11 protein-coding genes are annotated in these 13,172 nt (G+C 68.0%); 6 read left to right on the top strand and 5 right to left on the bottom strand.

Translation table 11 applies throughout. The annotated features are described in order from the left end of the window. Window positions 1-3 precede the first annotated feature (3 nt). Window positions 4-2,265 (bottom strand): glycoside hydrolase family 88 protein, encoded by a 2,262-nt coding sequence (locus tag J7528_RS08490; RefSeq protein ID WP_291872854.1) that lies wholly within the window; start codon window positions 2,263-2,265, stop codon window positions 4-6. Window positions 2,266-2,369: 104 nt separating this feature from the next. On the opposite strand from J7528_RS08490, the gene J7528_RS08485 reads away from it, so the two are divergent. The 6 genes from J7528_RS08485 (at window position 2,370) to J7528_RS08460 (ending at window position 9,542) form a co-directional block, all read left to right on the top strand. Then, window positions 2,370-3,071: a LamG domain-containing protein gene (locus J7528_RS08485; protein WP_291872852.1), complete on the top strand. Its 702-nt coding sequence runs from the start codon at window positions 2,370-2,372 to the stop codon at window positions 3,069-3,071. A 122-nt stretch (window positions 3,072-3,193) separates the two neighbouring features. Further along, window positions 3,194-6,433, top strand: a complete 3,240-nt coding sequence (locus tag J7528_RS08480) for an autotransporter outer membrane beta-barrel domain-containing protein (RefSeq protein WP_291872850.1) — start codon at window positions 3,194-3,196, stop codon at window positions 6,431-6,433. A 109-nt stretch (window positions 6,434-6,542) separates the two neighbouring features. After that, complete coding sequence (locus tag J7528_RS08475) at window positions 6,543-7,271, top strand: response regulator transcription factor (protein WP_291872848.1); 729 nt, start codon at window positions 6,543-6,545, stop codon at window positions 7,269-7,271. Window positions 7,272-7,386: 115 nt separating this feature from the next. Beyond that, window positions 7,387-7,842, top strand: coding sequence for a DUF2147 domain-containing protein (locus J7528_RS08470; RefSeq protein ID WP_291872846.1), 456 nt, complete (start codon window positions 7,387-7,389; stop codon window positions 7,840-7,842). A 5-nt stretch (window positions 7,843-7,847) separates the two neighbouring features. Continuing rightward, window positions 7,848-8,672, top strand: coding sequence for an AraC family transcriptional regulator (locus J7528_RS08465; protein WP_291872844.1), 825 nt, complete (start codon window positions 7,848-7,850; stop codon window positions 8,670-8,672). 78 nt (window positions 8,673-8,750) lie between these two features. Next, window positions 8,751-9,542, top strand: coding sequence for a hypothetical protein (locus J7528_RS08460; protein ID WP_291872843.1), 792 nt, complete (start codon window positions 8,751-8,753; stop codon window positions 9,540-9,542). Here J7528_RS08460 and J7528_RS08455 read toward each other — a convergent pair. Genes J7528_RS08455 through J7528_RS08440 form a run of 4 tightly spaced genes read right to left on the bottom strand, consistent with a single transcriptional unit; the run spans window position 9,476 to window position 13,157 of the window. Continuing rightward, window positions 9,476-9,799: a hypothetical protein gene (locus J7528_RS08455; RefSeq protein ID WP_291872841.1), complete on the bottom strand. Its 324-nt coding sequence runs from the start codon at window positions 9,797-9,799 to the stop codon at window positions 9,476-9,478. The two genes, J7528_RS08460 and J7528_RS08455, sit on opposite strands and share 67 nt — an antisense overlap. Beyond that, the gene (locus J7528_RS08450) at window positions 9,796-11,292 is read right to left on the bottom strand and encodes a GMC family oxidoreductase (RefSeq protein WP_291872838.1); all 1,497 of its coding nucleotides are present in this window, start codon (window positions 11,290-11,292) and stop codon (window positions 9,796-9,798) included. Before J7528_RS08450 ends, J7528_RS08455 begins: the two co-directional genes overlap by 4 nt. Window positions 11,293-11,335: 43 nt before the next feature. After that, window positions 11,336-12,787 (bottom strand): M56 family metallopeptidase, encoded by a 1,452-nt coding sequence (locus tag J7528_RS08445; RefSeq protein WP_291872836.1) that lies wholly within the window; start codon window positions 12,785-12,787, stop codon window positions 11,336-11,338. Beyond that, window positions 12,777-13,157 carry a BlaI/MecI/CopY family transcriptional regulator gene (locus J7528_RS08440; protein WP_291873487.1) on the bottom strand — a complete coding sequence of 127 codons (381 nt, stop codon included), beginning with the start codon at window positions 13,155-13,157 and terminating at the stop codon, window positions 12,777-12,779. The genes J7528_RS08445 and J7528_RS08440 overlap by 11 nt, the downstream gene beginning before the upstream one ends. Between the last annotated feature and the right edge of the window lie 15 nt (window positions 13,158-13,172).

The raw sequence follows: 13,172 nt of genomic DNA, 5'->3' as shown, positions 1-13,172 counted from the left end.
GGCCTAGTGCTCCGGATTGAAGTCGGGCTTTTGGGCGAACACGTAGGTCTCCCACTCAGCGCGCGAGTGGAAGTCGAGGCCTTTGTCCCAGGCCGCGCCCATATAGTAGACGAACGGCTTGCCCGGCGTGACCTTGACCAGCGCCAGCCAGTCGCTGTCGGTCTCGACCACATCGACGATCTGGCGCGGGTCGATCAGCAGGGCGACGCCCATCGTGCCCTTGTCGGGGTCGGTGACATCCCAGAACGAGAAGACGCCCTTGGCCTTGTCGGCGCGCAGGTCGCCGGCCGTCTTGGCGGTCGGGGCCTTGGTGACGCCGATGGCCACGGTGACCGGACCCTTGGCGTTGGAACCGAAGGTCGAGACCATCCGCGTGAAGTTGGTGCCCATCGGCAGGGTGAAGATCCGGCTTTCCCAGACCTCGCGCTTATCACCCACCTTCCAGGGGGCGTAGCTAACCTTGAACGACGCCGCGTCGGGGCCGTCCTTCAGGATCTTGTAGTCCTTCCAGTTGCGCGACACCCACAGCTTGCCGCCGTCCCAGACGCCCAGGCCGCCAGCGCCCCGGTAGGTCTTGACGTTGTAATAGTCGATGCCTTCGCCGTGATAGGCGTGCTGGTCGCCGGTGCGCAGCTGCCGGGTCATGAACGGGTAGCGGACGCTCTTGCCCCAGGCGTCGATGCCCGAGGTCGAGGGCGGCTCGTACTGCTCCAGCGCCGGGCCATAGATACGGTGGGCCGTGCGGTCGTTCTCCCACAGGATGTCGTCATAGCGTTCGGGCGCATAGCGGACCGTGGCGCGCGGCTTGTCTTGGCCGGCCGGCGGCGGGGCCATGCGGAAGATCATTTTGGGCGGCGTCGGCTGGCCCGGCGCGGCCGACGGGACTTGGGCGGGCGCCAGGCCCGGTCCCTCGATCAGCGGGTCGTAGGCCAGGGCGGCCACGGCCTTCATCTCGGTGGCGTGGCGGGCTTCCTCCTCGGGACCCCGCACGGTGCGCGGCACGGCCGGTGTGGGCATGGTGGCGGTCACGAACGCGGCGGCGTCTGGCGCGGGCTCGGCCAGGGGTAGGGCGGTCACGGGCTTGGAGAGGTTCATGACCTCCAGTCCGGCCAGCAGGAAGGCGCCGGCGCCGTAGGGGCCGATATCGTCCGGCGCCGTGGTCACCGGCTGGTCGCCGGTCTTCTGCACCGCGCCCAGCATGCCGTTGGGCAGCATCTGGGCCTCAAGGCTCTTCCAGCCCTTCACCACCACCGGCAGATAGGTGGCGCGGTCCAGGACGCCGTGATTGATGCCCCAAGCCAGGGCGTAGACGAAGAAGGCCGACCCCGAGGTTTCGGCCTCCGGGAAGCGTTCGGGCTGCAACAGGCTGGAGGACCACAGACCGTCGGCGCGCTGCAGGCCGGCGATCCGCTTGGACATGGCCTGGAAGATCGCGAGATAGCGCGGCCGCTGGATATAGTCGGCCGGCATCGCTTCCAGCACGCGGGCCATGCCACCCATCACCCAGCCATTGCCGCGCGACCAGAAGAGCTTGCGGCCCTGCTCGTCACGGCGCTCGATGAAGCGCTCGTCGCGGTAATAGAGGCTTTCGTCCGGATCGTAGAGGCGGGAGAAGGTGCGCCACCACTGGGTATCCATGGCCTTGAGGTACTTGGCGTCGCCGGTCTGGGCGCTCATCCGGGCCAGGACGGGCGGAGCCATGAACAGAGCGTCGCTCCACCACCAGACCAGATGCTCGGGGATCGGCTGGCGGGTCAGGTGCGGCAGGGCCCAATCCAGGCGCTGGCGCAGGGGCATGATTACGCCCTCCTGCCTACGGCGGGCATAGAGTTCTTCATAGAGGTCGCCGATCGCCATCTCGTCGGCGTTCAGCATGGCCTTGGGCGTCTTGGCTCCGCGCAGGGCGTAGTTGTAGTGCTCGGCCGCGTCGGTCAGGAACTTCAGGGTCTCCTTGTCCTGAGTGATGCGAGCCAGGCGCGCGGCGCCGACATAGTAGGTGGCCGAGACCCAGTTGGACGAGATCTCGCGCACGGCTCCACCGGTGGTCAGCGGAATCGGCTCGGCGCGCATGGCCTTCATCTGGGCGGAATTGGCGCGGTTCAATGTGGCCAGCACCGCTTCGGGCGACGGGAGCGCCTCCTGTTTCGCCGAGGCGGTCTTGGGCGCGCGGGGCGGCGCGGCATGAGCGATCGCGCCGGTGGTCAGCGCGGTCCCGGCCAAGGCGAGAGCGATCAAGGTGCGGTGGTTGGAGACGACTCGAAACATCCGTGATTTCCTCCGCCCAATGCCACTGCAACCGGTGTCATTGTCATTATGTGGAAGTCTATGCCACAAAGTGGAACGCGTGAAAAGAAAATCGGGGAGATGATATGACGCTCGCATGGAGCCGCCGAGAGGCGCTGACCGCCGCCGGTTTGTCGGTCCTGGGCGCGGCGACGCCCGCCCTGGCCGGTAAGAAGCCCAAGGACCAGGTGGTCTGGACCTTCGACAACCTGACCAGGATCGGCGGCGTCGCGGCCCATACCGAGGGCGCGCCCAAGATCATCGACAGCCCCGTCGGCAAGGCCGTGCAGTTCGACGGCGTGCAGGACGTCCTGTTCGTCGAGCAGCATCCGCTGGCCGGCGCCGAGACCTGGACCTTCGAGGCGGTGTTCCGTCCCGACGGCGGCAACGAGGCTCAGCGCTGGTTCCACCTGCAGGAGATGGCGCCCGAGGGGCAGCCGGCCTCGACCACGCGCTTCCTGTTCGAGATCCGCACCGTCGGGACCGAATGGTGGCTGGATGCCTTCGTCACGGGGCCGGGCTACAAGCACACCCTCATCTTCCCGGACAAGCGCTTCCCGGTCGGCCAGTGGTTCCACGTCGCCCAGAGCTTCGACGGCAAGACGTATCGCGCCTATGTCAACGGCGTGCTGCAGGGCGAGGCCGAGGTTCCGTTCAAGCCGCAGGGCCCGGGCCGCGCCTCTATCGGCTCGCGGATGAACAAGGTCGACTTTTTCAAGGGGGCCGTCCAGGAGGCCCGCTTCACGCGCCACTATCTGGAGCCCAAGAAGTTCACGGACGTGCGCTAATCTTTCGAAAGGTCACGGGAAGCTGCGCCAGGTTGCGAGGCGCGGCGGACGGGAAACAAGCCAGCCACGCGAGCGCCAAGCGTGGCGGCTAGGCCTTCGGGGACTGTCCTCGAAGGTTCCCGATGCCGCGCAAGCTTCTCGTCGCCACGGCCGCCGCCGCCCCGCTGCTGTTCTATGCCGGCCATGCCTTCGCCGAGGTCGAGGTCACCAGCAGCACCCGGACCACGCCGATCACCACCGCCAGTCCCAATGACGGGGCCGCCGACGACGTGAAGGTCACCGAGGACGGCGTCATCACGCTGAGCTCGGCCGGCGCGATCGTCACCCTGAACAGCGACAACATCGTCACCATGAACGGCGGCCTAGCCAGCGTTGGCGTGGACGATTCGGTCGGCATCCTCGTCATCGGCGGCCATACGGGCAGCGTGACCAGCGCCGGCTCGATCAGCCTGACCGAGGACTACGACTACGAGGATACCGACGAAGACGGCGACTATGACGGCTTCTTCGCCAAGGGTTATCGCCGCTATGGCATCCGCTTGACCGGAGACCAGCCGTTTACCGGTACGATCACCAACACCGGCACGATCACCATCGAGGGCATGGACTCGGCCGGCATCAGCGTCGAGACGCCGCTGGTCGGCAACCTCGTCCATTCCGGCACGATCAGCGTCACGGGCGACCGCGGCTACGGCGTCCATATCGCCGCGCCGGTCGCTGGCAAGGTGCAGATCGAGGGCTCGACCACCGTCATCGGCGAGGGTTCGGTGGGCGTGGCGGTCGATGCGCCGATCGAAGGGGCCTTCGTGTTGCAGGGTTCGGTCTATTCGACCGGCTACCGCGTCACCTCGCGCTACAGCGATCCCGACGACCGGGCGCTGCTGGACGCCGACGACAAGCTGGAAGGCGGCGGCGGGGTGAACATCGCCGCCAATGTCTCGGACGGGGTGCTGCTGGACCGGCCGCCGACGGACACCAATGACGACACCACCGACGATGAAGACGGCGACGGCATCGCCGACAACGCGGAAGGCACGGCCTCGATCTCGGTCGTGGGCGGCGCGCCGGCGTTGAAGATCGGCTCGAACACCAACACGGTGACGATCGGCGCGGTGGGCGAAGGCGACAACGCCTATGGCCTGGTCATCAACGGCTCGGTCAGCGCCTCCAGCGTCTATGACGGCGTCGAGACCACCGGCGTGCAGATTGGCGGCGACGCCGGCTACGAGACCTTGCTCGCCAACGGCATCCGGGTGACCAGCTCGATCGGCGCGTCAGGTTACGAGGCCCAGACCAACGGGTTGCGGCTAAAGGCCGGCTCGGTCACCGAGACGACTTGGAACGAGGGCTCGATCAGCGCCTCTACGGTGTCGGAGGGCGAGTTCTCGGCACGGGCCCTGGTGATCGACTCGGGCGCGGTCTCGCGCGTGTTGAACAATGACGGGGTGATCACCGCCACGGTGTCGGGCGAGAAGGGCAACGCCTACGCCATCCTCGACGAGGCCGGCACGCTGACGACGATCAAAAACACCCGCTCGATCGCTGCCTATGTGGTGGCGACGGATGATGAGTACGACACCGACGACGACAATACCGACGCCTCGGACGAGATCATCACCGGCAAGGCCATCGCCATCGACGTCTCCAGGAACACCACCGGCGTCACCATCACCCAGACCGGCGTCAATGATGGGGACGATGGCGATGACGGGGTGGCCGACACCGATACGGATGGCGACGGCGTGGATGACGCCGACGAGCCGGCCATCATCGGCAAGATCCAGTTCGGCTCGGGCGACGACACCCTGAACGTCCTGAACGGCTCCGTGATCGGGGCGATCGACTTCGGCGCGGGCCTGGACACGCTGAAGATCGATGGCGGGGCCTATGTGCTGACCAGCCTGTCCGACAGCGACGGCCGCCTGAATATCAGCGTCGGCGACGGCATTCTGGCCCTGACCAACACCAATGACCTGAAGATCACCAATCTCTCCCTGGGCGCCAGCAGCAAGCTGGTCTTCAGCGTCGACCCGGCCGCCGGGACCTGGGGGCGGATCATCGCCGACACCGCCACGATCGAGTCGGGGACGAAGCTGGGGTTGGTGCTCAACAACCTGCTGACCAACGCCTCGACCTTCGAGGTCATCCAGGCCGGCAGTCTGACGGCCGGCACGATCGACCAGGACCTGCTGGGCAGCGCGCCGTACCTCTATGTGGCCAACGCCTATCAGTCGGGGAACAGCATCAATATCGACGTGCGCCGGCGCTCGGCCAGTGAGGCGGGCATGACCGCCAACCAGGGGTCGGCCTATGACGCTGTGTTCGCGGCCCTGTCCAAGAACGACGACATCGCCGGCGCCTTCCTGGCCCAGAACACCCGCGACGGCTTCTACAACCTCTACAACCAGATGCTGCCCGACCAGGGGCTGGGCATGTTCTCGGCGCTGCAGTCGGTGAACCAGCAGATCTCGGCCGCCACCGCCGTGCGTCCCGACCTGGGCGACCGCTACGGGCCCGACAGCGTCTGGGTGCAGCAGATCAACACCATGGTGAAGCGCGAGGACGGGACCGACCAGGGTTCGGATGCGGCGGCTTTTGGTTTCGTGGCCGGTTACGAGGCCATGGGCGATGCGGGCGGCGCGCTGGGCGTGACCCTGGCCATGGTCAATGTCGAGGAGCACGACACCACCGCCAAGGCTGGCGAGCACACGGTCAACACGATGGTCCAGGCTGGCCTCTACTGGCGGCGCGCGGTGGGCGGCTGGCGGTTCAATCTGGGCGGCGGGGCCGGCTATGGCTGGCTGACCGGCGACCGCAGCTTCTACAGCGAGGACGTCGACGGCGACGGCGTGGCGGACGCCTCGGCCACCAATGTCGCGCACTGGAACGGCGCTACGGCCAACGCCTTCGCCGGGATCGCCTACGAGCAGAAGATCGGCCGCGCCTATATCCGGCCGGAAACGCGTCTGGACTACCTCTACTTCTCGGAAGGCAAGCGCAGCGAGACGGGGGGCGGCGATGGCTTCGACCTGATCCGCGACGCGCGGGCGTTCAGCAATCTCAGCGGCGATGTCGGCCTGATGCTTGGCGCGCAGTTTGGCGAGGCGGTGTGGTGGCGGCCGGAAATCCGGGTCGGTTATCGCAAGACGCTGTCGGGCAGCCTCGACGACACCGTGGCGCGGTTCCGGGGTGGGAAGAGCTTCACCCTGACCTCGATCGCCGACAAGCGGGGCGCGGCGACTCTGGGCTTCGCCATCCGCGCCGGCTCGGCCTTGTCGTATCTGGCGCTGGAAGGCGGGGCCGAGGCGGCCAAGAAGACCACCCGCTACTACATGCGGTTCTCGGGCCGGGCGATGTTCTGACGCTCGCCACAATCGCGCCTTAATCGCGAACCTCGCAATACAAACGGAAAGTATTTTCGCCGCTCCGCCCAGCTACGCCTTAGTCGCGCCAGAGGACGGAGTGATGGACATGCGGCAAAGGATCCTACTTCTCGATGCGGACCAGTCCGCGCGGTCGCAGATGCATGACCTGCTGTGCCGGCACGAATACGAGGTCGTCACCGCCTCGTCGGCGCGGCAGATGGACAAGATCCTGACCACCGTGCCGGTCGATGCGGTGGTGCTGGACATCATGCTGCCGGGCGAGGGGGGCTTCTCGGTCTGCAACCGTCTACGCAGCCAGCAACCCCAGCCGGGCGTGATCGTGGTCAGCGCCATGGCCGAAGAGAGCGACATTGTCGTGGGCCTGGAGATCGGAGCCGACGACTATGTGGCCAAGCCTTATCGCCAGCGGGAGCTCTTGGCCCGCATCCGCTCGGTGCTGCGCCGACGCCAGGCCGGCCTGCGCGTGCGGCGCGACGATGACCGCGCCAACATCTACCGCTTCGACGGCTGGCGGCTGAACGTCATCACACGGCAGCTGTTCGACTCCTATGAGCGCAGCGTCGAGCTGTCGTCGGGCGAGTTCACCCTGCTGAGCACGTTATTGGCCAACCCGCAGCAGATCGTGCCACGCGCCCGGTTGCTGCAGGACCCCAATACCGGCGACCGTTCCGAGAGCGAGCGGCAGATCAATGTCATCGTCAGCCGCCTGCGCGCCAAGCTGGCGCGGGTGGAAGGCGGTGACCTTTTGATCCGCACCGTGCGGGGCCAGGGCTACCTGCTGACCGTGCCGGTCGAGAGCGTCGTGCTTGATTAGAGGTCCCAAAAATGGGCGCTCGCCCAGATTCTGACGGCTTCACCTGCTTGTCTCCAGCGTCTAGCGTGCGCCCGCGATCCGGATGGCGCGCGTCGATGAGTTGGAAGAGGGCTTCATGAGCCGTAGGAATACGCTGCTGGCGGCAGCCGTTGTGGCGCTGTCGAGCCTGGCCGGCGCCGCGCTGGCCGCCGATGTCACGCCGCTCAAGGCGGGCGACGTCTATGGCGTCTGGCGCAATCCCAAGGGCAGCGTCCATATCGAGATCAAGCCGTGCGAGACGCGCACCTGCGGCTATGTCGTCTGGGCCAATGCCGAGGCGCGCGCCGACGTTAAGAAGAAGAACAACCAGGACCTGGTCGGCATGCAGCTGCTGCGTGACTTTTCCGCCAGCGATCCCAATGAGTGGAAGGGCCGGGTCTATGTGCCCGACCTGGACATGACCTTCTCGGGCCAGGTCAAGCTGCTGGACCGCGCCTCCCTGAAGGCCAAGGGCTGCCTGCTGCCCAACTTCCTGTGCAAGTCGCAGACCTGGACGCGGGTCGACACCGCGTCGACCGGCCGGGCGCTCTAGGCGCCATGGCGGGGGCCGAGTTCCGGGTCGAAGAGGACGGTCCCGTCCTGGACAGCCGGGGCGGCCTCTACGGCGCTGGCGACGTCCGCTGCGCCGCGCCCGCCAGGACCCTGGCCCGCCACCGCTATGCCCGCTCGGCGATCGGGGCGGTGGTGTCGGGCGTCTTCGGCTACCAGACCCCCGTGGGCTCGGCGACCGCCACGCCCGGCGCGATCGTGCTGGGCAATGCGCAGGAGAGCTTCGGCTGCCTGCATCTGGACGGGGCCGGTAACCGCCGCGCCGTGCTGGCGCTGGACGACGTCCTGATGGACGAACTGGCCGAGGACCTGCGCTGCGCTGACGGCCGCTTCGCCGTAGCCGCTGTCGCTTCCGGCCGGGAGACCGCGCCGCTGTATGGCGCGATCCGCCAGTTGGCGCGGGATGTTCGCCCGCAGGAGGAGGCTGTGGTCGCCGTCACCGCCGCGGCCTTGGCCCTGGGCCGCCGCGTGCGCCGCCGCGACGCCAGCCGTGTCGATCATGGCCGGGTGCGCGAGGTCGCTCACGACGTCCAGCGTCGTTATGCCGAGACCTTGCCGCTCACCGAGCTGGCCGCCAGTGCGGGCCTGTCGCGCTATCACTTCATCCGCGCCTTCCGGGACGTGACCGGCGAGACGCCGCGCCAGTTCCAGATCGGCGCGCGCCTCAAGGCCGCCGCCGACCAACTGTTGGACACGAAGGCGCCGATCATCACGATCGCCCTGAACGTTGGCTTCAACGACCTCTCGCACTTCAACCACACCTTCCGCGAGGCGTTCGGCTGTTCGCCCCGGGCGTGGCGTCAGGCGGCCTGACCGCAACAAACCCCAAGTTCCGCATATCACGCCGTGCTCCTTGGCCTCACCGAGGTTTCAGGGGGAGTCGGGGTGGTGGTGTCGAAGACGGCGGTTCCCTATGCGCTGGGCGCGTTTCTGCTGGGCGTGCTGGGACTGATCTCAAGCGACTTCGCCTTCCAGTGGCAGCCCGTGCCGGACACCGTTCCTCTCCGGTCCATGCTGGCCTCCGCCTCCGCCGTCGCGATGGCCGCCGCGGCCGTGGCGGCGGTGCTGCCGCGCCTGGCGAAGGGCGGCCGGCTGCTCCTGGCGATCTTCTTCGGTCTTTGGGCCGCCTTGCTCCATGGCCCCCGCGTCGTCGCGCAACCCAGCACAGTCGCCGAATGGCTGGGCCTGGCCGAGAGCGCGACGATGTCGGCGGGCGGCGTCGCGCTCCTCGCGCTATCCCTCGGAGGAGACTTGCGACGCCGCCTGGCTTTTTCGACCCGCATCGCCTTCGGGCTGTGCCTGCTGGTCTTTGGCCTCTCGCACTTCGTCTATCTGAGCTTCACGGCGCAGATGGTCCCGGCCTGGCTGCCGTGGCGCACCGGCTGGGCGGCGGCGACGGGCGCGGGGCACGTGCTGGCCGGGCTGGCGTTTTTGTCCAATCGCGGGCTGAAGGCCGCCGGGCCGGCGATCACCGGCATGATGGGCAGCTTCGTGGTGCTGCTGCACATCCCGCGCATCGTCGCCGAGCCGACCAGCCGCATGGAATGGACCATGACCTCGGTCGCCTTGACCCTGACCGGCGCGGCCTTCGCCCTGTGGCGGCTGAACGTCGAGTATCAGGCTTCCAGCGACAGCAGCGCGAACAGCGCGCCTTCGGTGTCCGACAGCCTCCAGCCGCGATAGCTGAACACCGCGCCCTTGCGGAAGTCGGCGGCCGCCTGGGCGCGCAGACCGGGCAAGGCGTCAGGGCCGCGTCCGGCGGGGAAAAGGCGCTTCGTCAGCTCACGGATGGAGGCGTTCGGGTGCAGTTTGCGCCAGGCCTCGCCCATTCGGCGCACGGCGGCGGGATCCAGACCCGCGAAGGCGTCCGGCGCGCGCGCCAGGGCAGGGGTCGCGGCAAGCGCTACGAGGGCGGCCAGCAGGTCGCGGCGGCTCGTCATTGAACAGTCTCGCTCTTCAGGTGGTCGGCCAGGCGCATGACCAGGGCCAGGATCGTCAGGGTCGGGTTGGCGATGCCTGAGGTCGGGAACACCGAGCTGCCGGCGACATAGAGGTTCCGGGCCTCGTGCAGCCGCAGGTCCGCATCGACGACGCCCTTCTTCGGATCGGCATGCATCCGCGTCGTGCCCATGTGGTGGCGCGAGGCGCTGGAGATGGCCAGCAGCTTGCCGCGCGGGATCGCCCAGCACATCCGGCCTTCGCCCGAGGCACCCAGGGCGTCGGAGAGGCCGATGACCGAGCGCTCGAGGTAGGCATAGTCTTTCTCGCCATAGGTCCAGGTCAGGCGCACGCGCGGCACGCCCAGGGTGTCCTTGTGGTCCGGATCCAGGGTCACGCGGCTGTCGGGATTGGGGAAGTGCTCGGTCATGGCGAAATAGCCAAGTAGTTGGCCGTCGCCCGTCCGGGCATTGGTCTTGGCGATCGTCTTGCTGTCGGGATCGGGGACGTCGGCGCGGAACAGGGTAGCGGTGAAGTTGCCGGTCTTCATTCGCGTCTGGGCCTTGAGGCCTGAACCGATCACGCAGTGTGCGGCCATCCGCTTGGTCGGGGCGTAGAGATCCAGCGGCTCGGCCCGCGCGATGGCCACGGCCGTGCCTTCGTTGCCGGCGTCGCCCTCGTTGGAATAGGTCACGTGGCCCTGGAAGAAGCGGCCGACCAGGTCCTGGCGATTGCCCAGGCCGTCGGAGGCCAGCAGCAGACGGACATTCTCGATGCCGCCGGTGGCCAGGACGTAGCGCGCGGCCTTGGCCGAGTGGCGCTTACCGTCCAGGCAGGCGATGTCGAGGCCAACGATTTCGGCGCCTTGGCGACGAATCCTGACGACATTGGCGTGCAGGTAGACGGTGATGTTGGCCGCGTCCGCGAACTTCGTGCGGAAGGCGTCGAAGGCGGCCTTGTCGGTCCCGCCCGAGAATTTCGAGAACTCACGCGGGGCCGGAAAGAAACCGTCGGCGGCGTCCAGCGCCAGGGGCTGCAGCGCCGGATCGGCCGAGGCCTTCCGCTCCAGCGGAAAGCGCGGGATCTCCAGCAGGTCGCAGGCGCGGTCGTAGTAGGGCTGCATCTGCTCTCGTGTGATCGGCCAACCGCTGTGGGGGATCCAGGCGCGCTCGGCGAAGTCGGCGGGGTCCAACGGTGCGCACTTTCCGCCCCAGACCATGCCTGAACCGCCAAGCGCCCGGATGCGCGACTGGATCGGATAGGCGTCGAAGGCGCGGTCCGGATTACCCGGCGCCGTCTGGACGCCCGAGCCGGCGTAGAGAGCCTGGTTCTCCATGTCGATTTCCAGGCCGCCGCCTTCCAGGATTACGACCTTCAGCGGGCCGCCGGCCAGTTCCTTGGCCAGGGCGATGCCGGCCATGCCGCCGCCGATGATTACGAGATCGGCCTCGATCGGGCTGGCGTCAGGCAGAGTCCGGGCGTCGATGATCGCCATCGTTTTGAAACTCGCTGATTTTGTTGGGAAAAGGTGGGCGCGCTTAAGAGCGCGCGCCCCGGCTCTTCAGATAGGTCACGACGTCGAGCCGGCCGTTGCGCTTGGCTTCGCTCATCGGCGAACGGGTGCCGCCATTGGCCGGCACCGCGCGGTTCACGTCGGCGCCGCGCTCGACCAGATATTGGACGATGGCGAGGTTGCCAGCCTGGGCGGCGTTGATCAGCGGGGTCTCGTCATTGGGCACGTAGATCTCGACATTGGCCCCGCGCTCGACCAGCAGGCGGACGATTTCCAGATTGCCCGACAGCGAGGCCTGGATCAGCGGAGCGCCGTCGCCGCGCACGGGCAGGTTGGGATCGGCGCCGGCCGCCAAAAGCATCTGGACCAGGTCCATGCGGCCGTGGCGCGCGGCCTCGATCAGCGGCGAGCCGTCGCCGGGCAGCACGGCATTGGCGTTGGCGCCTAGGTCGATCAGTTCACGGACGGCACCCGTGTCGCCAGAGCGGACGGCGTCGAACAAAGGCTGGCTCAGGTGGCGCGCAATGGCGCGCTTGGCCTGTTCCGGGCTCTGCTGGACGACCTGCGCGGGCTGAGCAGCCCAGGCGGCCACGCCGGCTGAGAGGCTCAAGATCGCGACGGCAGCGGCGCCGGCCAGGTGGCGACGGCGATTGGCGTGGTGGTGGGCGAGCAAGGTGAAACGCTCCTTCAGTTGCTTGTTGGCCGAGGCGGGCCAGTGGCAGCCCAACGGCGGTGCGCAGGCCGCCAGCTGGGTCTTCAGCATGGCCTCGCCATAGGTCCGGCGGGCCTTGGGATGGCGGGCCAGCACGGCGGCGTCGCAGGCGATCTCCTGGTCGACGCGCAGCACGGCCGCGCCGACATGGATCAGCGGGTTGAACCAGAAGAGGCACTGCAAGGCCGTGACGGCGGCGTTGATCTGGGCGTCGCCGACGGCCAGGTGGTTGCGCTCATGGGCCAGGATCAGCGCCTGCTCCTCGGGCGAGAACCGGGCCGCGAAGTCGGCCGGCAGCACCACGCGGGGGGCCAGAGCGCCGATCACGGCCGGGCCAACGCCAGGGCGGTCGGACCAGAAGAGACCGTCGGCGGCGCTGAGCTTGCCCAGCGATCGGACGAACCGCCGCTGGCGTTCGGCCTGAATGATCAGGGCCGCCAGGGTGATGGCGAGCCACAGGCCCAGGGCGGCCTCACCGATCGGCAGCGATCGCGCTGGCTGGGCGACGGGCTGAGGCGCTGGCGCGGTCGGACCGCGCGCTGCGACAGCGGCTACGGCCTTGGGCGCGGCCGGCGCGGGCAGGGTGATGGTCCGCGCGGGGATCAGCAGGGCCAGGATCGACAGTGGAACAACCAGCCACAGGGCGTAGGCGCTGCGGGCGCCGAATGTGGTCCGGACAGGCTGGCGCAGGAACAGCACCAGCAGCACCGCCGCCGCGAGCGCCAGGTTGGCCTTCAGCAAGAACGGGATGAGCTCACTGGTCATCCAGCTTCTCCAGCAGGCGGCGCAGTTCGGCGACATCCTCGGGGGCCAGCTTCTCGCGCTTGGAGAAGTGGCTGACCAAGGGCGCCAAGCGGCCATCGAACAGGCGGTCCAGCAGGCCTTGGCTTTCGGTGTCGACATAGTCGTCGCGGCCGATCAGGGGGCGATACAAGAAGCGGCGGCCGTCCTTGTCGGCGGCGATCGCGCCCTTGTTCAGCAGGCGATTGAGCAGGGTCTTCACCGTGCCCTCGGCCCAGCCCTGGTCTTTGGCCAGGATGGCGACGACGTCCTCGGCGGCCTTGGGGCTGTCGGCCCACAGGACCTTCATGACTTCGCTCTCTGCGGCGCTGATGCGGTGCGGGTTCGTATCCATGCCTCGACGATTACG

It is taken from the genome of Caulobacter sp., assembly GCF_017744445.1.
In the GTDB taxonomy this organism is placed as follows: domain Bacteria; phylum Pseudomonadota; class Alphaproteobacteria; order Caulobacterales; family Caulobacteraceae; genus Caulobacter.
The sequence above is the reverse complement of the archived record's forward strand: the minus strand, read 5'-3'. Positions and strand labels throughout refer to the sequence as shown.

Excerpts from the sequence above, each read along its gene's own strand:
- J7528_RS08480 (WP_291872850.1), top strand. The coding sequence starts at position 3,194 with ATGCCGCGCAAGCTTCTCGTCGCCACGGCCGCCGCCGCCCCGCTGCTG.
- J7528_RS08475 (WP_291872848.1), top strand. The coding sequence starts at position 6,543 with ATGCGGCAAAGGATCCTACTTCTCGATGCGGACCAGTCCGCGCGGTCG.
- J7528_RS08450 (WP_291872838.1), bottom strand. The coding sequence starts at position 11,292 with ATGGCGATCATCGACGCCCGGACTCTGCCTGACGCCAGCCCGATCGAG.
- J7528_RS08455 (WP_291872841.1), bottom strand. The coding sequence starts at position 9,799 with ATGACGAGCCGCCGCGACCTGCTGGCCGCCCTCGTAGCGCTTGCCGCG.
- J7528_RS08490 (WP_291872854.1), bottom strand. The coding sequence starts at position 2,265 with ATGTTTCGAGTCGTCTCCAACCACCGCACCTTGATCGCTCTCGCCTTG.
- J7528_RS08470 (WP_291872846.1), top strand. The coding sequence starts at position 7,387 with ATGAGCCGTAGGAATACGCTGCTGGCGGCAGCCGTTGTGGCGCTGTCG.
- J7528_RS08445 (WP_291872836.1), bottom strand. The coding sequence starts at position 12,787 with ATGACCAGTGAGCTCATCCCGTTCTTGCTGAAGGCCAACCTGGCGCTC.
- J7528_RS08485 (WP_291872852.1), top strand. The coding sequence starts at position 2,370 with ATGACGCTCGCATGGAGCCGCCGAGAGGCGCTGACCGCCGCCGGTTTG.
- J7528_RS08440 (WP_291873487.1), bottom strand. The coding sequence starts at position 13,157 with ATGGATACGAACCCGCACCGCATCAGCGCCGCAGAGAGCGAAGTCATG.
- J7528_RS08465 (WP_291872844.1), top strand. The coding sequence starts at position 7,848 with ATGGCGGGGGCCGAGTTCCGGGTCGAAGAGGACGGTCCCGTCCTGGAC.